The sequence below is a fragment of the Streptomyces sp. SGAir0957 genome, from assembly GCF_043523415.1.
In genome coordinates this window covers 1,412,794-1,429,899 of the sequence record NZ_CP027293.1, presented here as the reverse complement: position 1 = coordinate 1,429,899, position 17,106 = coordinate 1,412,794, and the positions used below count along the sequence as shown (strand labels likewise).

17 protein-coding genes are annotated in these 17,106 nt (G+C 74.1%); 7 read left to right on the top strand and 10 right to left on the bottom strand.

Annotated features, from left to right (window positions below):
* Positions 1-13 precede the first annotated feature (13 nt).
* Positions 14-1,474 carry a hypothetical protein gene (locus C1N81_RS11820; RefSeq protein ID WP_394428745.1) on the bottom strand — a complete coding sequence of 487 codons (1,461 nt, stop codon included), beginning with the start codon at positions 1,472-1,474 and terminating at the stop codon, positions 14-16.
* 135 nt (positions 1,475-1,609) lie between these two features.
* Between C1N81_RS11820 and C1N81_RS11815 the strand changes: the two genes are divergently transcribed.
* The 3 genes from C1N81_RS11815 to C1N81_RS11805 all read left to right on the top strand — a co-directional run bounded on the left by C1N81_RS11815 (position 1,610) and on the right by C1N81_RS11805 (position 5,241).
* Positions 1,610-2,164, top strand: a complete 555-nt coding sequence (locus tag C1N81_RS11815) for a DUF1269 domain-containing protein (protein ID WP_394428744.1) — start codon at positions 1,610-1,612, stop codon at positions 2,162-2,164.
* Complete coding sequence (locus tag C1N81_RS11810; RefSeq protein ID WP_394428743.1) at positions 2,164-2,649, top strand: DUF1269 domain-containing protein; 486 nt, start codon at positions 2,164-2,166, stop codon at positions 2,647-2,649. The genes C1N81_RS11815 and C1N81_RS11810 overlap by 1 nt, the downstream gene beginning before the upstream one ends.
* A gap of 303 nt (positions 2,650-2,952) precedes the next feature.
* Entirely contained in the window at positions 2,953-5,241 is a 2,289-nt protein-coding gene (locus C1N81_RS11805) for a LuxR C-terminal-related transcriptional regulator (protein WP_394428742.1), read from the top strand.
* Between the two features lie 4 nt (positions 5,242-5,245).
* Here the strand turns inward: C1N81_RS11805 and C1N81_RS11800 are convergent, their stop codons facing one another.
* Positions 5,246-5,455 carry a hypothetical protein gene (locus C1N81_RS11800; protein WP_394428741.1) on the bottom strand — a complete coding sequence of 70 codons (210 nt, stop codon included), beginning with the start codon at positions 5,453-5,455 and terminating at the stop codon, positions 5,246-5,248.
* Between the two features lie 143 nt (positions 5,456-5,598).
* Here C1N81_RS11800 and C1N81_RS11795 point away from each other — a divergent pair, with 143 nt between their 5' ends.
* Positions 5,599-6,054 carry a DUF7144 family membrane protein gene (locus C1N81_RS11795; protein WP_394428740.1) on the top strand — a complete coding sequence of 152 codons (456 nt, stop codon included), beginning with the start codon at positions 5,599-5,601 and terminating at the stop codon, positions 6,052-6,054.
* A gap of 15 nt (positions 6,055-6,069) precedes the next feature.
* Here the strand turns inward: C1N81_RS11795 and C1N81_RS11790 are convergent, their stop codons facing one another.
* Positions 6,070-7,395 carry a diacylglycerol/lipid kinase family protein gene (locus C1N81_RS11790; protein ID WP_394428739.1) on the bottom strand — a complete coding sequence of 442 codons (1,326 nt, stop codon included), beginning with the start codon at positions 7,393-7,395 and terminating at the stop codon, positions 6,070-6,072.
* A gap of 136 nt (positions 7,396-7,531) precedes the next feature.
* Here C1N81_RS11790 and C1N81_RS11785 point away from each other — a divergent pair, with 136 nt between their 5' ends.
* On the top strand, positions 7,532-8,956 hold the full coding sequence (locus C1N81_RS11785) for a DUF2252 domain-containing protein (protein ID WP_394428738.1): 1,425 nt from the start codon (positions 7,532-7,534) through the stop codon (positions 8,954-8,956).
* Here the strand turns inward: C1N81_RS11785 and C1N81_RS11780 are convergent.
* Both C1N81_RS11780 and C1N81_RS11775 read right to left on the bottom strand, forming a co-directional pair.
* Positions 8,948-9,781: a YhjD/YihY/BrkB family envelope integrity protein gene (locus tag C1N81_RS11780; RefSeq protein ID WP_394428737.1), complete on the bottom strand. Its 834-nt coding sequence runs from the start codon at positions 9,779-9,781 to the stop codon at positions 8,948-8,950. The two genes, C1N81_RS11785 and C1N81_RS11780, sit on opposite strands and share 9 nt — an antisense overlap.
* A gap of 101 nt (positions 9,782-9,882) precedes the next feature.
* A complete protein-coding gene (locus C1N81_RS11775) occupies positions 9,883-10,239 on the bottom strand; it encodes a PRC-barrel domain-containing protein (protein WP_394428736.1) in 357 nt (118 codons plus the stop codon).
* A gap of 127 nt (positions 10,240-10,366) precedes the next feature.
* Here C1N81_RS11775 and C1N81_RS11770 point away from each other — a divergent pair, with 127 nt between their 5' ends.
* Together C1N81_RS11770 and C1N81_RS11765 are read left to right on the top strand one after the other, a co-directional pair.
* The gene (locus tag C1N81_RS11770; RefSeq protein WP_394428735.1) at positions 10,367-11,260 is read left to right on the top strand and encodes an NAD-dependent protein deacetylase; all 894 of its coding nucleotides are present in this window, start codon (positions 10,367-10,369) and stop codon (positions 11,258-11,260) included.
* A gap of 86 nt (positions 11,261-11,346) precedes the next feature.
* Entirely contained in the window at positions 11,347-11,982 is a 636-nt protein-coding gene (locus tag C1N81_RS11765) for a GNAT family N-acetyltransferase (protein WP_394428734.1), read from the top strand.
* Between the two features lie 17 nt (positions 11,983-11,999).
* On the opposite strand, the gene C1N81_RS11760 is transcribed toward C1N81_RS11765, so the two are convergent.
* The 5 genes from C1N81_RS11760 to C1N81_RS11740 all read right to left on the bottom strand — a co-directional run bounded on the left by C1N81_RS11760 (position 12,000) and on the right by C1N81_RS11740 (position 17,087).
* A complete protein-coding gene (locus C1N81_RS11760; RefSeq protein ID WP_394428733.1) occupies positions 12,000-12,842 on the bottom strand; it encodes an alpha/beta fold hydrolase in 843 nt (280 codons plus the stop codon).
* A 26-nt stretch (positions 12,843-12,868) separates the two neighbouring features.
* Positions 12,869-13,597, bottom strand: coding sequence for a spheroidene monooxygenase (locus tag C1N81_RS11755; RefSeq protein ID WP_394428732.1), 729 nt, complete (start codon positions 13,595-13,597; stop codon positions 12,869-12,871).
* A 23-nt stretch (positions 13,598-13,620) separates the two neighbouring features.
* A complete protein-coding gene (locus C1N81_RS11750; RefSeq protein ID WP_394428731.1) occupies positions 13,621-15,324 on the bottom strand; it encodes a class I adenylate-forming enzyme family protein in 1,704 nt (567 codons plus the stop codon).
* 81 nt (positions 15,325-15,405) lie between these two features.
* Positions 15,406-16,701 carry a flavin-containing monooxygenase gene (locus C1N81_RS11745; protein ID WP_394428730.1) on the bottom strand — a complete coding sequence of 432 codons (1,296 nt, stop codon included), beginning with the start codon at positions 16,699-16,701 and terminating at the stop codon, positions 15,406-15,408.
* Positions 16,698-17,087 (bottom strand): hypothetical protein, encoded by a 390-nt coding sequence (locus tag C1N81_RS11740; protein WP_394428729.1) that lies wholly within the window; start codon positions 17,085-17,087, stop codon positions 16,698-16,700. Before C1N81_RS11740 ends, C1N81_RS11745 begins: the two co-directional genes overlap by 4 nt.
* Between the last annotated feature and the right edge of the window lie 19 nt (positions 17,088-17,106).

The window sequence follows — 17,106 nt, the reverse complement described above, 5'->3', positions numbered from 1 at the left end:
CTCCCTGCCTCGGTCAGCCGGATGCGCCAGTCTTCGCGGGGGCCCCGGGGGCCGCCTCACCTCCCGGGGGTGAGCCGCCCGTCCGGTCGTCCGTACGGGTCCTCGCGCCCTCGTCCGTGCGGGCCAGGAGCGTGACCGCGATCTCGTACGCGGCGAGCAGCGCACCCACCACGAACAGGGCCGTCCACGAGGACAGCGCGAGCGCCACGACGACGGCGACGACGGCGCCGCCCACCCGCAGCACGTCGGCGTGGCGGGCCGTCCACGGGCGCAGCGCCTTGTCCTTGCCGATCCGCTCGCCGGCCTTCGCCGCGTACTGCCCGGCGGCGCGCGCCCCCTGGGCCGTCTGCCGGCGCAGCCAGACCGGCAGCCGTCCGGGACCGACGAGGTAGGCGACGACGGCGAGGACGACGCCGAGCCAGAGCAGTTGGTCGCCCCGGTCGCGCAGGGTCGTGAAGATCGTCCAGAGTGCGGCGCGGAGCCCGTCGCGGTAGACGCCCTCCGGCATCTGGTCGAGCAGCTGCTCGCGGACGGCGCGCAGCACGGTCGACAGGACCGTCACCGACACCACCATCCAGAGGCCGAGCTGGAGGACGGTGCGGCGGCGGTTGGGCGAGGCCCACAGCGCGAGCGCGAGAAGCACCGGCACCGCGATCAGCAGGCCGATCAGGCCCTTCTTGAAGACGAGGACGGCTTGCTGGAGCTGGCCCAGTTCGTGGCGGTCGTAGAGGCGGATCTGGGCGAAGTTCTCGGGGAGCTGGACGCCGAGCGCGTTCTCGATGCGCTCGTGCAGGCCGGGCGGGATCTCGCCGGAGGTCAGGGTGGGCAGGTCGATCTTCTTGTCGAAGATCGAGGGGAGTTCCCGTTCCAGGGAGTTGAGGAGGTTGTTGACCATCGGGAGCAGGTTCAGGGTGACGGTGTCGCCCTTCACCTGCACGTTCTTGTTGCTCTTGTCGAGGATCGAGACGATCCGCTCGTGCGCGAACCGGTTGGTGGCCCGCCACACCGTCTGGAACTGGTCCGTCGCGATGAGCTTGGAGATCGACTCCCGCATGTAGTCGTGGACGGCACCGGTCACCGGACCGGCGAGGAACGTCGCGCGGGGCGGCAGCGCCTCGGCCAGCTTCCGTTGCACATCCAGTTGGTCGAAGATCTCGTCGGCGAGATACGTGGAGACCGCCTTGTTGACGTCGGGGTCCTCGGGGAGCGGGCCCACGGCGGCGATCCAGCGGTCCGTGTTCAGCGTCGTCCGCGCGCCCCACACCCCGACCACCGAGGTGACCGACACGACGGCGACCAGGGCGATGAGGACCGCCGCGACCATGCGGCGCACCGCGAGCGTCCGCGCCCCGCGCCGCTTCTCGCTGCCGGCGCGGGCGCGCAACTCGGCGACCTCGGCGCGCAGCCGCTCCAGCTCGGCGCGGTCCTGCGGATCCGGTGTCCGCCCGGGGTCCGGAGTCTGCTCTGGGGACATGGCGCCACCTCCGGCCCCCACCGTCGCCGCGTCCGGGCGGCCCTCCCTCACCTGCGGCGGGTGACGCGGCAGGGCGGGCGCGGGCGCTGTGATGACAGCCGTGACGGAGGCGGTTTTCCGTGGAAGGGAGGCACGATGGCTGCGATCGGACCGGTGCAGCTCCTGACGGTCGAGTTCGGGCCCGACGCCAAGTTCGAGGGCCGGATCATCGAAGAGCTGGCGATCCTCGAGGCGAACGCGCAGATCCGCGTCCTCGACATGCTCTTCGTCCGCCGCGAGCCGGGCGGCGGCCTGTTCACCCTGGACTACCAGGCCGAGGGCATGGGGGAGACGGTGGCCGCGCTGCTCGGCATCTCCCGCGAGGCGGTGCGCGAGGCGCAGGAGGCGTACCCGAGCCTCGTCGAGGGCAACGCCTTCGGCCTGTCGCTCGACGAGGTCAAGGAGATGGCGGAATCGCTCGACCCGGGCACGGCCGCGGCCTTCGTCCTCCTGGAGCACGTCTGGGCGAAGTACCTGCGCACGGCGATCCGCGACGCGGGCGGGGTGCCCGTGGCCGAGGGTTTCCTCACCGAGGAGGCGCTCGCCCCCGTGGCGCTGGAGATCGCGGCGGCGGCCGAGCGGCTCGGCGAACCCGCCGCGCCCGCGTCCCCGCCGGACAACACGCCACGCAACCACCGGAGGAGTACCTGATGGCCGATCTCGTCGTGCTCGGATTCTCGGACAAGGAGAAGGCGGAGAGCGTGCTGCGGCTCGCCAAGGACCTGTCCAAGCAGGAACTGCTCGACCTGGAGGACGCCGCGCTCGCCTGGCGCACCATGGACGGCAAACTCCACATCCACCAGACGTACAACACCACGGCGACCGGCGCGGCGGGCGGCGCCCTGTGGGGCTCGCTGTTCGGGCTGCTCTTCCTGATGCCGGTGTTCGGCGCGGCCGTCGGCGCGGCGACCGGCGCCGTCGCGGGCAAGCTCACCGACATCGGCATCAACGACGCGTTCGTCAAGGAGACCGCGGCCACCCTGGAACCCGGCCGCGCCGCCGTCTTCGCCCTCGTACGCCGCTCCACCCCCGACCGCGTCCGGGAGGCCGTGCGCCCCTTCAACCCCACCGTGATCCGCACCTCGCTCACCAAGGACCGCGAGGAAGAACTGGTCGCGGCCCTGCACTCGGCCTGAGCACCCGCCGGGGGGCCGGAACCGCGCCCCCCCGCAACGCGCCGTCTCACCCCGCAACTTCACCCGGGTGAGATGGCGCCGCCGCGTGCGCCACCCGCGCGCCCCCGGCCCACACTGGCCTGGCACCCGTCCCCGCGGCATCCCACATCCGGGGCGGGTCGCACCCGGCCGCCCGTGCTGTTCCCGGTCCCCGAGCGGGGCGAGCGCCGCCGCAGGCCGTCCTGCCGGGCCCCGCGACCGCGGCACGCATCTGTCCAGCCGGGCCCTGAGCCGCACCACCGTGCCCCGAAGCGAGGTGCCGTGATGGCCCAGCAGGCCCAGCCCCGCTCCCGCCCACCGCGGGCCGCTCCCGCGCCGCCGCCGGCGCCGACCGTCCCGGCCCTGCCCAGCTGGCTCGTGCCGCGCCCCCGCCTGACCGACCGCCTCGCCCGGGGGGTACGCGGGCCGCTGACCGTGGTCCTCGGCCCCGTCGGCGCGGGCAAGACGGCCGTCGCCCTGGAGTGGGCGCACACCCGGCCGCCGCCGGGGCCCGTCGCCTGGGTGACCTGCGACGGACCCACCGAACAGCCCGGCGTGTTCTGGCCCCGGGTGACCGGGGCGCTGCACGACGCGGGCGTGGAGGTGCCCGAGGCCGTCGCGACCGGCGAGGGCCCCCTGCTCGTGGCCGCGCTCGCCGCCGCCCTCAACAAGCGGGCGGAGCCCGTCGTGCTCGTCCTCGACGACTTCCAGCCCGCCCCCGGCTCCCCGCTCGCCGACGGCGTCGGCAGCCTGCTGCGGCACGCGCCCGGCGTCCTGCGCCTGGTCGTCCTCGCCCGCCGCGATCCGCCCCTGCACCTCCGCCGGAACCGTCTGACCAGCGAGGTCACCGAACTGCGCACCGCCGACCTCGCGTTCGACGACCGCGAGACCGCGGCCCTCCTCGCCCAGCACGGCGTCGACGTGCCCCGGCAGACCGTCAGCGTCCTTCGCCGGCGCACCGACGGCTGGGCGGCCGGGCTCCGGCTCGCCGCGATGTCCATGGAGAAGCGGCGTGAACCCGAGCGCTTCGTCGCCGACTTCGCCGGGGACGACGAGGCGATCGCCAGCTACCTCGTCGAGGAGGTCCTGGACCTGCAACCGCCCGGTATGCGCCGCCTGCTGCTCATGACGAGCGTCCTTGACCGGCTCAACGCCGAACTGGCCGTCGAGATCGCGGGCGAGGACGTGGGCCGCCACTTCGCCGACCTCGTCCGCGAGAACTCCTTCCTGCAGCCCGAGGGCCAGGGCTGGTACCGCTGCCACCAGATGTTCGCCGACGTGCTGCGGATGCGGCTGCGCCACGAGTCCCCTGGCCTTGTCGCCCCGCTGCACCGCCGCGCCGCCGGCTGGCTCGACGCCCACGGCCACCTCGCCGACGCCGTCCGCCATCTGCTCGCCGCCGACGACTGGGAACCCGCGGGCGCCCTCGTCGTCCGCCGCCTCGCCATCGGCCAGGTCCTCGGCCTCACCCGCGAACGGCTGCCCGCCGAACTCGTCCGCGGCCTCCCCGAGGAACCGGCGGGCGACAGCCCCGAACCCGCGCTGCTCGCCGCCGCCGTCGCCCGCCTGCGCGGCGACGACCCCGCCTGCCGCCGCCACCTGGACCGCGCGCACCGGCTGCTCGCCGAACTCCCGCCCGAGCAGCACGAACGCGCCGCCCGCAGCCGCTGCGCCCACGCCATGATCCGCATGGACCGGCTGCGCTCCCGCGACCTCGCCCAGGCGCACGCCGCCGCCCTGGACGCCGAGGAGGTCATGCCGCTGCTCCCGCACGCCCTGCTCGCCCAGCACCCCGAGATCGCCGCCCTCACCCTGTCGGTGCGGGGCAGCCGCGAGGTGCAGACCGGCAACCTCAAAGGCGCCGAGGCGCTCCTCACGGGCGCGCTCAAGGCCGCGGGCGCCGCCGGGAACGGCGCCCTGCGCCGGGACTGCCTCGTCGAACTCGCGCTGCTCGAAGCGGTCCGGGGGCGGTTCCGCGCCGCCGACGAACTCGCCGCGCACGCCACCCAGCCGCCCCTGCCCAGCTGGAGCGCCGCCGAACGCTCGCAGGCGACGCTGCACCTCGTACGGGCCTGGGTCGAACTGGCCCGCGGCGGACCGGGCCGCGCCCGGCACGAACTGGCGCGCGCCGACGCCGTGCTGCGCGGCCGCCCCGACGTCTTCCTCGCCGAGCTGCGGGCCGTGGCGGCGAGCCTCGCGACCGCCCTGGAGCAGGGCAGCCCGGCGACGACCGCCGACGACCTGACGCGCGGCTCACGCCTGCCGCGCCCGGTCCTGCGGGCGGTCGGCCCCGCCTGCGCCGCCGTCCTCGGCGCGTCCCGGCACGGCCGGATCGCCGTGACCGCGACCCCCGACCACACCGGCGGCCGCCCGGCCCCCACCGAGCAGCTGAGCGCCCGCGAACGCGACGTGCTCGCGCGCCTCGCCCAGATGATGACCACCGAGGAGATCGCGACGGAGCTGTACCTCTCGGTGAACACGGTGAAGACCCACCTGAAGAGCGTCTACCGGAAACTCGCCGTGACCCGCCGCTCGGCGGCGGTCCGCAGGGCCCGCGAGCTGGAACTGCTGTGACGTGTCAGTGCGGGGTGGCGGGCAGCCGCCTGACCTCCAGGAGTTCGAGCCCGAGGGACTGGATCCGGTCGAGGATCGCGTAGAGGGCGGCCTGGTCGAGGCCCGAGCCGAGCAGCACCGTCTCGGCGGGCCGCAGCACCACCGTCAGCTCCCCGAACGCCGAACGGAAGGCCTCGCCGATCCTGCCGCGTACCCGGATCTCGAAGTCGCCCATGGCGACACCTCCTGTGCGACGGCTCGGCCACCGTCCGCACCCTCCCGCCGCCGGACCCGGCCGACATCACCTCATGCGGGTGACGGTGCCGTCCCCGGACGGCGGGATGCTCCGGACCCACCCAGAACAGGAGGAGGTGCGGGATGGCGGACCCGAGCTCGCGGCAACAACCCCGCCCCGGCGCACAGGAACCGGAGCCGCAGGTCAACCCGGTAGCCCTCGGCGGAGTCGTCTTCGCCGTGTGCCTCCTGGTGATCGTCGGCGCGTACCACACGATCGCGGGCCTCTCCGCGATCCTCGGCGAGAACTACTACCAGCAACAGAGCGACTACGCCTTCGACTTCGACGTCAACGCGCGCGGCTGGATCGAACTGGGCACGGGCTTCCTCGTCCTCCTGGCGGCCCTCAACCTCTTCGCGGGGCGCGTCTGGGCCCGCACCATCGGCATCCTGGTCGCCATGTTCAGCGCGATGCAGAACTTCTTCTTCACCCCGTACCAGCCGGTGTGGTCGGCCATCATCATCGCGCTCGACGTCCTGGTGATCTGGTCCCTGGCGATGTACGGGCACCGCGTGGCCCACAAGGTGTACGGGGCATAGCGCCTCTTCCCGGGATCAGCTCCGGCTGGTCAGGCCGAGGCGGCCGATCACGCGCCAGTCGAGCGCGGGACGCTCCCGGTAGGCGCCCGGCCGCTGCCGGGGCACGAGGACCCGCAGCGCCCCCGGCCGGATCTCGCACCGGACCGGTACGGGCAGCCGCACCGCCTCGCCGTCGATACCGGCCGGGACCGTGTCCTGGTCGGCGTCGACGCGTACCGTGGCGGCCGTCGTCCGGTGCAGGCCCGTGGCCCGGCTGCCGCGCAGCAGCCCGGTCGCCTGCGCGGCGCTCGTCACCCGGACCCCGACGCAGCCGAGCACCCCGGTGTCGAGGCGGGTGCGGCGGCCGAGCCCGGCGATGTCCCGTTCCCCGTACGGGTTGCTGCTGACGAGGAGCGCCTGCGGGTCGGCGAAGGTCTGCCGGCCCGCCCGCGCCGTGAGGCGGGCCCCCTTGTGGCCCATGAGGAGGTCCGGCAGCAGCCCGAGCGTGGTGCGCGTCTTGCCGTCGCGGTACGCGGGGCTCTGCACGACCTCGGCGTACGCCCCGAACGACACGTTGTTGACGAACGGGCGCCCCGCCGCGAATCCGAGATCCACCCGCAGCTCCCTGCCGTCGCGCAGGGCGTCCAGGGCCTTCGCCGGGTCGTCGCGGTCCAGGCCGAGATCGAGGGCGAAGTGGTTGCGGGTGCCCGCCGGGATCACCAGGAACGGCAGATCGAGGTCGGCCGCCACCTCGGCGACCAGCGCCTGTGTGCCGTCGCCGCCCGCGACACCGAGCAGATCCGCGCCGTCCCGCGCGCACGCGCGTGCCAGCGCCGACACGTCCGTCTCGCCGGGCCCCTCCAGGAGCACCACCCGGGCGCCGAGCGCCTCGGCCCGCTCCGGCAGGGTGAACCGGCGGACCTTCCCGCCGCCGGAGCGCGGGTTCATGATCAGGACGGCGCGGTGGAACACCGGCGCCGGGCGCTCCTCCACCGGCGCCGGGGCGGTGCGCCGGGCGAGCGCCGCGCGCCCCGCCCCCGCCGCCAGGAGCCACAGCGCGCACGAGACGAGGACGACCCAGGTGAGCCGCGCCCTGGTGAACGTCACCAGGACCCAGACGGGCGCGGCGAGCGCGAGCAGCACGGCCAGATACCGGGTCACCCCGCGCCGGCTGACGACCCACCAGACGGCGGCGACCGTCACCAGGAGCCCCGCGATCCCCACCGCGAGCAGCGCGAAGGTCTTCAGGCCCGCGAACACGCCGAGCACGACGACCGCGGCCGACGCGGCGGCCAGCGAGGCGCGCGCCAGCCATCGTTGTCCGCGCAGCGCGTCGGCCGGTGTCCGCGTCATCGGTTCCATGGACGGGAGTCTGTGACCTCCGCGCACCCCGGGTCCTCACCCCTGGAAGGGGATCCGCGCGGCGGCTCACACCGGCGGGGTGACGCCGTGGCCGCGTCGCCCGGCGCACAGTTCCCGCACCGGGAAGGAGCCCGCCATGACCGACACCACGTCCCCCGAGGGGATGCCGCCGCGCGACGGGAGCCCGCGCGAACGGGCGGACCTGGGCAGGGCGGCCCGCGCCCGCGTACGCCGCTCCGCCCACGCCGAGTACACACCGTCGGCGGACCGCCCCGACCCCGTCGGCATCCTCGAACGGCAGTCGGCGAGCAGGGTCTCCGACCTCGTCCCGATCCGCTACGGGCGGATGCTGGAGTCCCCGTTCCGCTTCTACCGCGGCGCCGCGGCGATCATGGCCGCGGACCTCGCGGCCGCCACCCCTGCGACCGGACTGCGGGCCCAACTGTGCGGCGACGCCCACCTGTTGAACTTCCGTCTGCTCGCCTCGCCGGAGCGGCGCCTGATGTTCGACGTCAACGACTTCGACGAGACCCTCCCGGGCCCCTGGGAGTGGGACGTCAAACGCCTCGCCGCGTCCCTGGTGATCGCCGGGCGCGGCAACGGCTTCCGGGACGTGGAGCGCGCCCGCGTGGTGCGGGCCACCGTCGCCGCGTACCGCACGTCGATGGCGAGCTTCGCCGCGATGCGCACTCTCGACGTCTGGTACGCGCGCATCGAGGCACAGGAACTGTTCGCCACCCTCTCCGAACGGCTCGACGCGTCCACCCGCCGCAGGATGTCCCGCGCCCTCGACAAGGCCCGCACCCGCGACCACCTCCAGGCACTGTCCAAGCTGGCGTACACGGTCGACGACGCGCTGCGCCTCGCCCCCGACCCGCCGCTGATCACACCCCTGGACGAGTTCCTGCCGGACGTCGAGCGCAAGCACCTGGAGGAGCAGCTGCGCGAACTCATCGAGCGGTACGCGCGCACGCTGCCCGCCGACCGGCAGGCGCTGCTCGCCCAGTACCGGGTGGTCGACATGGCCCGCAAGGTCGTCGGCGTCGGCAGCGTCGGAACCCGGTGCTGGATCGTCCTCCTGCTCGGCCGGGACAACGACGACCCGCTGCTGCTCCAGGCGAAGGAGGCGCAGCGCTCGGTCCTGGAACCGGCCGCGGGCCCGAGCCTCCACGACAACCAGGGGGAACGCGTCGTCGCCGGACAGCGCCTGATGCAGGCGGCCGGCGACATGTTCCTGGGATGGGAGCGCGTCGAGGGGTTCGACGGACTGCAACGCGACTTCTACGTCCGGCAGTTGCGCGACTGGAAGGCCATCCCGCAGGCCGAACTCATGGCGCCCGACGTCATGGCCCTCTTCGGCCGCACGTGCGGCGCCACCCTCGCCCGCGCGCACGCGCGCTCCGGCGACCGCATCGCGATCTCCGCCTACCTGGGCCGCTCCGACACCTTCGACAAGGCCCTCGCGCGGTTCGCGGAGTCCTACGCGGACCAGAACGAGCGGGACCACCGGGCGCTCGCCGAGGCGGTCCGCGGCGGACGGGTGATCGCGACGTCAGCGTGAGGGCGCCGGCACCGTGTCCATGTCCGCGTCCGCTTCCACGCCGCCGAGCCGGTGGCGCAGGAACTCCTCCTGGGCGAGGGTGCGGCCCACCGCGATGGCGAACACCAGGACCGTGAAGTACACGATGAGCCAGGACAGCAGCGTGAACACCGAGCCGAGCGTCCCGTACCGGTCCATGCTCATGCGCAGGGCGCGCGGCAGATAGAGCTGCGAGACCAGGGTGAGGCCGACCACGCCCACCCCGGCGAGGACCGCGCCCGGCAGCAGCGGCGGCCAGGGCACGCGGCCGACGAGCAGCAGGTGCTGCGTCCACCAGCAGATCAGCGTCGCCGTCAGCCACTGCAACGCGATGCCGAGACCGGGGCCGAGACCGAACGCATGGTGCACCGCGCCCTGCGCGAGCAGCAGCCCGATCCACGCGAGCAGCCAGATCGCCCACCGCCAGGCCGTGAGCCGGACGGCCGCCCGCGGCAGATGCCAGGCGCGCTCGCACAGCCGTTGCAGGGCGCGGGTGAAGGACGTGGCGGAGAGGAGGGCGACCAGGAGGCCCACGGCGCCCCAGTTGTGCAGGGTGCTGTCCCCGCCGTCGGTCAGCTGCGTCGCCTGGGCGACGAAGGGCCCTTTCGTGCCGGCCAGGCTGTGCATCGAGCGCAGCAGCTCGCGCCGCACCGGCTGCGGGCAGAACGACGCCACGGCGATGAGCATCGGCAGCGCGGCGAGGAACGCCTGCGCCGCGAGCCGGGTCGCCATGTCGAGCAGGTTGACGTGCACGAGCTGCTGGAGGACGCGCCCGATGAACGGCGGGACGGCACGGACGATCGCCATGACGCGGTCCTCTCGCGGCGGGACACCTTCGTGCCCGCCACCGTGCGACCGGCCCGGCCGCGGCACGTCACCCGGGGCGGGCGACGTGCCCCGCGCTCACGTCAGCGGCGCGCGAGCCGCCGTTCGCCGCGCGCGCCCGGCTCGAACGGCAGCTTGTAGTGGTCGAAGACGGCCCACTCCTGGTCGGCGAGCAGCTCGCCGTCGGTGTCGATCGACGGGGCGTCCTTGACCTGGTCCTTGCCGTAGTTGAGCTTGAGGTGCCCCGGGCCCACCGTCGCCCCCATCAGCGGCGCGAAGACGAGACGCTTCCTGGTGGGCAGGCCGACGGTGACGGTGACGAAGAAGGGCGCGTCGGAGACGGTGTCGACGTAGACGGACTCGAGGGTGCCGATCTTGTGACCCTCCTCGTCCACCACGTCGTGTCCGCGCCAGTCCCGGATGTTCTCTGCGGCGATCATGGGTGACCTCTCGTGGTGCGTGGCCGTGTCCGGCACGTCGAACGTCTTTCTGTCCTACCCGTACCCGGTCCGGCCGCGATCACGTGCGCCGGGCGGGGGATCGGCGTCAGGCCCTAAGCTGGCGGTCATGCGCACCCGCCCCACGCTGACCTGGGAACCCGTCGAAGGACTGCCCCCGGCCTCGACCGACCTCGCGCCCGTCGCCGACGCCCTGCGGGCGGGTGGCGTCCTCGTGCTGAGCGGCGCGGGCCTCTCCACCGAGTCGGGCATCCCGGACTACCGCGGGGAGCACGGTTCGCTGCGCCGCCACACCCCGATGACGTACCAGGAGTTCACGGCCGACGCGTGGGCGCGGCGGCGCTACTGGGCGCGCAGCCAGGTGGGCTACCGGGCCATGACACGGGCGCGGCCGAACACCGGGCACCGGGCCGTCGCGACGCTCGCCGGGGCCGGGCTCGTCACGGGCGTGATCACGCAGAACGTGGACGGGCTCCAGCAGGCGGCGGGCCTCGCGGACGTCGTCGAGCTGCACGGCAGCCTGCGCCGGGTGATCTGCCTCGACTGCGGCGACCTCAGCGACCGCGACGCCCTCGACCGGCGCCTGCGCGCGGCCAACCCGGCGTTCGAGGAGGCGGCCGAGCGGCACGCGGCGGCGGCCCGCGTGAACCCGGACGGCGATGTGGAGCTGCCCGACGAGGCGGTCCGGGAGTTCCAGCTCGTCCCCTGCCACGTCTGCGGCGGGGTGCTCAAGCCGGACGTGGTCTTCTTCGGCGAGAACGTGCCGCAGGACCGGGTCGCGGCCTGCCGCGCCCTCGTGGCGGCGGCCTCGTCCGTCCTGGTCCTCGGCTCCTCGCTCACGGTCATGTCGGGCCTGCGCTTCGTCCGCCAGGCGGCTCAGGCGGACATCCCGGTCCTGATCGTCAACCAGGGCGCGGGCCGCGGCGACGCGCTGGCCACGCACCGGGTCGCCCTGCCGCTGGGCGAGGCGCTGACCGACGTGGTGGCGCGGCTCGGTCTCTGACCTCGCAGGGTCGAGAGGGCGGGAAGGAGCCGGGAGGGCGGGAAAACACCTGCGGGAGCGCTCCCACCGCTGGAATCATGCCCGGCATGACAGCCACGCCCCAGGCCCCCTTCATCCGCCCCTACCGGCCCTCCGACCGCGCGGCCCTGGCGGACATCTGTGTGCGCACGGCGGACGCCGGCGCCGACGCGTCGTCCCTGTACCCGGACCCCGACGTGCTCCCGACGCTCTTCGCCTACCCGTATGTGGAACTGGCCCCGGAATGCGCGTTCGTCCTGGACGACGGGGCCGGGCAGGCGGTCGGTTACGTCCTGGGCGTGCCGGACACGGAGACGTTCGTCAAGCGGTTCCGCGCCGAGTGGCTGCCGAAGGCGGGGGAGCGCTACCCGGCCCCGCCCGGTGAGCCGGGCACACCGGCCGAGGAGATGGCGGTCCTCCTGCACACCCCGGAGCGCATGGTCCGCGCGGAGCTGCGGGACTTCCCCGCCCACCTGCACATCGACCTGCTGCCGCCGTGGCAGGGCAAGGGACACGGCCGCGCCCTGATGCGCACGCTCCTCGACGCCCTGCGCCGGGCGGGCGTCCCCGGCGTCCATCTGTGCATGCTCCAGGCGAACACCGCCGCCAGGGCGTTCTACGACCGCCTCGGCTTCGAGCCGCTGCCCGTGCCGGACCCGGGCCCGGTCTGGTACCTGGGCCGTTCGACGGCGCAGCCGCTCTGAACGGGCCGTGACACCGCTCAGGCGTGGGTGAACTCCCGCAGGGCGCGGGCCAGCGCGGCGGGCTGGTCGAGCGGCACCAGCGTGTAGGAGTCCGGCACCTCCACGAGCCGCCCCTGGGGCAGGGCCCCGGCCAGGCGCCGCCCGTGCGCCGGAGGCATGACGCGGTCGTCCTTCGCCCAGACGACCAGGGCGGGCCGGTCGAAGGAGGGCAGCCGCGCGGCGGCCTCGGTGAGGGCCGTGCGGTGGGCGGAGATGCCGCGCAGCACCTTGACCGTGTCGCGGCGGACCGGCGGCAGCTTCAGGACGGGGCGCAGCCAGGCGGCGGTCACGGCGTCGCCGCGCTTGGTCAGCCGCCCGAACGCGAACGGCAGGCGGCGGGCCGGTTTGAGGCGCAGCTGCTGCATGAACGCGCCGAACAACGCGGGCGGCAGCTTGCCCGTGCGGACGACGGTCCTCCCGGTCAGCCCTGGCGGGAAGTTGTCGTAGGCGTCGCAGGAGACGAGGACGATCGCGCCGAGCCGGTCGTCGAGTCCGCCGAGCATGAGCTGCACGAGGGCGCCGCCGGTGTCGTTGCCGACCAGCGTCACGTCCCTGAGGCCGAGGTGGTCGAGGAACTCGGCGACGAGCCGCGCGAGCCCGCGCGGCGAGAGGTCGGCGTCCTCGGGCATGGCCAGGGTGTGCGCGCCGAGCGGAAGGACGGGCACCACGCAGCGGTGATCGGCGCGCAGTTCGCCGACGACGTCCGTCCACAGCGTGGCGTCCATCAGCAGCCCGTGCAGCAGGACGAGGACCGGGCCCTCCCCTCCGGTGTCCTCGTAGACGAGGGTCCCGGACGGCAGTTCGGCCGTGTGCGTCGCCATGGCGCTCCTGCTCCTCCTCCCGCGGCCTACCCCTTCACCGCGGGTCCGGTGCGGCCGAGCGGGTCCCGCCCGCCCCAGCGCCCCTCGCTCGCGTAGGGGCGCAACCGCACGAACATGGTCTCGTGGTGGAACTCCTTCTCCTGGTGCTTCCTCATCGCCTCCGCGTGGCCGCCGGGACAGGAACCGACGGTGTACTGGCGCATCTCGCGGGCGGTGCGCCACAGGGAGAGCGTGGCGACGCTTCCGGGCGGGCGCAACAGGGAGGTTCCGGCCAGGAACGCCGGATGGCGCCGGGCCTCGCGCTCGGCGGGCCCGGCGGCCGCGGCGAACGGGCCCCAGCGGTGCAGCCGTATCCGCGCCATGGTGAGGACGGCGACCGGGTCGTCGTCGGTCGGCTTCTCCTGGCGCGGCAGATCGGGCAGTCCGGGCCAGGCGCCCACGGTGCGCACGATCTCGCAGCGGGCGTTCCATCCCTCCCGGTAGACGCGCGCGCTCGGATGCCCCAGATACCGGTCGAGGGACCGCTCGTCGTCCCAGGCCGCGATCAGGGCCACCCCGGTGACCTTGGCCGAGGGCAGGGCGCCGGCGCGCAGCGGGCTCGTCAGCCAGGTCTGCGCGTAGCGCAGCCCCTGGAGCTCGGCCGGACCGGGCGCCGAGCGCACCGCCCTCAGCGCCTGGACGGGGGAGGCCTCGGCGAGGTGCAGCGACATCAGCGCGGGCCGGTCGTACACGGGGAACCGGGGTACTTCGTGCATCGGTTGACGCCTTTCGTACGGGCTCAGGCGCCGTCGCGCAGGACGACCTCGGCGGGCAGGGGAGCGGGGCGGCCGTTCTTGATCATCTCGGTGAGGAGGTAGCGCCGGGCCTTGACCGTCGCGGTCCTGCGCAGCTCCTGCGGCGAGACCTCGAAGGGCGCGCCGAGCCCGGTCAGGCCGGCCGCGGCGGTCTTCCATGCGACAGGGTCGAGGGCCTTGCCGTCGCGCATGCACACCACCGGCACCGGACGGCCCTCCCCGTCCGGCACGACGACGATCTCCTCGGCGTCGGGGATCCGCGTCATGAGCACGTCCTCCAGCCACAGGCAGCTGTCCACGCCGTCGATGCGGTCGGCGACCCGGTCCAGGATCTCCAACTGCCCCCAGCGGCCCCGGCGCCCCCAGTCCCCGGTGTCGAACCACCGGCCGTGGCGCCGCTCGGAGAACTTCTCCGGGGCGCCGACGAACGAGAGCGCCCGTGCGCGCGTACGGGCCTGGATCATCCCCGGCTCGGACTGCGAGCCGCGCCGCTTCCCGGTGTCCGGATCGGCGATGCGGGCGCGCACGCCGGGGATCTCCCAGCCGACGCTGCGCGAGTCCCGCTCGCCGAGCCGGGCCGCGGAGCGCCGCGTGTACGGGCGTACGGAGACCGCCTGGGTCTCGGTCATGCCGTAGCACTGCCACCACACCGGCATCGTGCGCGTCGAGGCGTTCAGGAAGCGGCGCACGGTGCGCGGGTGGATGGCGTCGAAGGTGTTGATGAAGACGCGGACCCCGGCGAACGGCCGCGCCGGGTCGTCGATGAGCCGCTCCCAGCCGACGTAGGCGTTCGGGTGCGCCTCCAGGATCGTCGGCCGGTGCTCGCGCAGCAGCCGGAGCATCGTCTCGTCGTCGGCGCGGCCGATGCCGAGCAGCGGGGTGCCGCGCGAGAACGCGGCCTGCTGGGTGATCGCCCCGCGCACGTGCACATGGGAGATGGCGCTGGCGAACAGCTCGTTGCCGCCGTGCACGAACGGGAAGACGGACTCCAGGAACGCGGAGAACGACACCGCCCGCGCGGACGTCTCCGCCAGCTTCGACACGCCCGTCGTGCTCGACGTGTGCGTGATCATCATGGGGTCCTCGTCCTTGAGCGGCGCCGGTGCGGGCACCGCCGCGCCCCACAGGTCCTCGACGGGGACACCGCCGTCGATGTCGGCGATCGCCCGGATGCCGAGCGCGTCGAGGCGGGCCCGGTCCAGACGCGCGTACGCGGCCGTCCGCGCGTCGGTGATCAGATACCGGGCCTGGAGGCGCTCCAGGAGGACGTTCAGGATGTCGGGGTCCAGGCCCGCGGAGAGCAGCGCGGGGATCGCGCCGATCCGGGCGGCGGCCCAGGCGAGCGCCTGCACATCGTAGTTGGGGGTCTTGAGGATGACGACGCGGTCCCAGCGGCGCACCCCCGCCGCCGCGAGCACGGCGGAGAACTGCTCGACGAGCCGGGCGAATTCGACGTAGTCCGTCTCGGTGCGCTGCTGCGGGTCCCAGGCGAAGGGCCTGTCGAGGTGGATCGGGACGGGCCCGTGCCGCTCGGCGGCCAGCTCGGCCATCAGACCGACGTTGACCGGCTTGTTCAGGGCGACGCGGCGCGGCTCGAACTGGCCGCGCAGCACCTTGCCGAAGGTGGTGCGCCGGACGGGGCGGCCCGGCTGCGCGCCGGGCCCCCCGGAGCTCGGGATGTGGGGCATGACTGGTCAGTCCTTCCTCGCGGGTTCGGCGCGTTGGGAGGTGCGTTGGTAGGCGCGTTGGGAGGTGCGTCAGGAGGTGCGTCAGGAGGTGCGTTCAGCGGTGCGTTCGGCCTTCATGAGGCGTTCGTACTCGTGCGGGTCCACCAGGAGGTGCCCGGAGGAGTCGTAGAAGCGTTTGTCCTGGCGGCGCCGCTCCTGGCGGACCCTGGCCCACATCCGCTCGCGCGACGGGAGCCGGACCGCGCCGGTGAGCAGGTCACCGACCCATTCGGACTGCGCCTCGGCGAGCGGCATGAGCGCGGTCATCGAGTGCAGCAGGCCGATGAAGTACAGGCCCTCGGTCTGCGGGGGCACGACCTGGTGGTAGAGCGGGGGCGCGTCGTCGCCGTCGCCGACGTGTTCCCGGTCGAGGAACGGGACGGCGATCCGGTACCCCGTGCAGTGGATGACCGCGTCCGCCTCCGCGCTGCTCCCGTCGGCGAAGCGCAGCGTGCGCTCCTCGGCGGAGACGACCACCGGCCGGGGCGTGATCCGCCCGTGCACGATCGCCGGGAGCAACTCGCTGCTGGCCACGAACGGGCCCTGACCCACCTTGTACGGGGGCGCGGGCAGCCCGTAATCGGTCATGTCCCCGTGGACCAGCTTGAGCATCAACTTCACCAGGGGACGCCGCTGTTCGACGGAGAGCCGCCGCATCAGCGGCGAGAGCCGGTCGATGGGCCGCCCTTCGAGGATCTTGGGGACGACGTAGTGCCCCGTGCGCACGGACAGGTACGTCGTCTCGGCGACCCGCGACACCTCCGTGGCGATGTCGGCGGCGGTCGCCCCGAGACCGAGGACGACGACCCGCTTCCCGGCGAAGCCGTAGGGGCCGCGGTACTCCATGGAGTGCAGTTGCTCGCCGGTGAACTTCCCCTCGAACCGGCCGTGCACGGGCTCGCCGTGGCGGCCCCCGGAGGCGACGAGGACGGCGCGGTAGCGGTGCGCGGAGCCGTCGGCGAGCGTCACGTCCCAGCCGCTGTCCGGGGCGGGCGCGGCGCGGGTCACCTCGGTGCCGAAGCGGATGTGCTCGCGCAGGCCGTGGTGGTCGGCGTAGGCGTCCAGGTAGCGGGCCACCTCGGTGTGGTGGGGGTAGTCCGGGCAGTCGTCCGGCATCGGGAAGCTCGGGTACTGCATGACCGTCTTCGACGTGTTCGCGTGCAAGGAGGCGTAGGCACAACCGCGGTCACCGGCCGACGGGTCCGGGGGGAAGCGCCACAGGCCGCCGATCGCCGGGCCGCGCTCGTAGCAGTCGAACGGGATGCCGCGCACGACCAGGGCGCGGGCCATGGCGATGCCCGCGGCGCCCGCCCCGATGACGCAGACCCGCTCGCTCACCGTCCGCTCTCCCCGCGCGCGGAGCGGGCACCGGCCACACCGATCGCGGTGGCGGTCAGCGCGGCGAGGGTGTGCACCGCCGCCCCCGACGCCTTCTTGCCGGTGCGCAGCGCGTCGAGCCCGGCGGCCGTGTCAAGCGCGTCGCAGACGGCGCCCGCCTGGAACCACAGGCGCCGCGCCGGGCCCTTGCTGAGCAGCAGGCCGCCGGCCACGGCGAGGTTGCGGGCCGCGAACAGCCGCACCAGGTAGACGCCTTCGGCGTCGTCCTTGATGCCGAAGTTCTTCGTGCCGAGCGTCGGGGCGAGGAAGGCGGCGCCGCCGACGGTGCGCAGGGCGGCCAGGAGCAGGGCGGCGGTCCGGCCGTCGGCCGGCTTCTTGTCCATCATGTGCGGTTCCTTTCGTGGG

Bases quoted from the DNA above. Each gene is read 5' to 3' on its own strand.
- C1N81_RS11800 (WP_394428741.1), bottom strand. From the start codon at position 5,455: ATGGGCGACTTCGAGATCCGGGTACGCGGCAGGATCGGCGAGGCCTTC.
- C1N81_RS11740 (WP_394428729.1), bottom strand. From the start codon at position 17,087: ATGATGGACAAGAAGCCGGCCGACGGCCGGACCGCCGCCCTGCTCCTG.
- C1N81_RS11795 (WP_394428740.1), top strand. From the start codon at position 5,599: ATGGCGGACCCGAGCTCGCGGCAACAACCCCGCCCCGGCGCACAGGAA.
- C1N81_RS11805 (WP_394428742.1), top strand. From the start codon at position 2,953: ATGGCCCAGCAGGCCCAGCCCCGCTCCCGCCCACCGCGGGCCGCTCCC.
- C1N81_RS11810 (WP_394428743.1), top strand. From the start codon at position 2,164: ATGGCCGATCTCGTCGTGCTCGGATTCTCGGACAAGGAGAAGGCGGAG.
- C1N81_RS11765 (WP_394428734.1), top strand. From the start codon at position 11,347: ATGACAGCCACGCCCCAGGCCCCCTTCATCCGCCCCTACCGGCCCTCC.
- C1N81_RS11785 (WP_394428738.1), top strand. From the start codon at position 7,532: ATGACCGACACCACGTCCCCCGAGGGGATGCCGCCGCGCGACGGGAGC.
- C1N81_RS11820 (WP_394428745.1), bottom strand. From the start codon at position 1,474: ATGTCCCCAGAGCAGACTCCGGACCCCGGGCGGACACCGGATCCGCAG.
- C1N81_RS11815 (WP_394428744.1), top strand. From the start codon at position 1,610: ATGGCTGCGATCGGACCGGTGCAGCTCCTGACGGTCGAGTTCGGGCCC.
- C1N81_RS11780 (WP_394428737.1), bottom strand. From the start codon at position 9,781: ATGGCGATCGTCCGTGCCGTCCCGCCGTTCATCGGGCGCGTCCTCCAG.
- C1N81_RS11770 (WP_394428735.1), top strand. From the start codon at position 10,367: ATGCGCACCCGCCCCACGCTGACCTGGGAACCCGTCGAAGGACTGCCC.
- C1N81_RS11760 (WP_394428733.1), bottom strand. From the start codon at position 12,842: ATGGCGACGCACACGGCCGAACTGCCGTCCGGGACCCTCGTCTACGAG.
- C1N81_RS11775 (WP_394428736.1), bottom strand. From the start codon at position 10,239: ATGATCGCCGCAGAGAACATCCGGGACTGGCGCGGACACGACGTGGTG.
- C1N81_RS11755 (WP_394428732.1), bottom strand. From the start codon at position 13,597: ATGCACGAAGTACCCCGGTTCCCCGTGTACGACCGGCCCGCGCTGATG.
- C1N81_RS11790 (WP_394428739.1), bottom strand. From the start codon at position 7,395: ATGGAACCGATGACGCGGACACCGGCCGACGCGCTGCGCGGACAACGA.
- C1N81_RS11750 (WP_394428731.1), bottom strand. From the start codon at position 15,324: ATGCCCCACATCCCGAGCTCCGGGGGGCCCGGCGCGCAGCCGGGCCGC.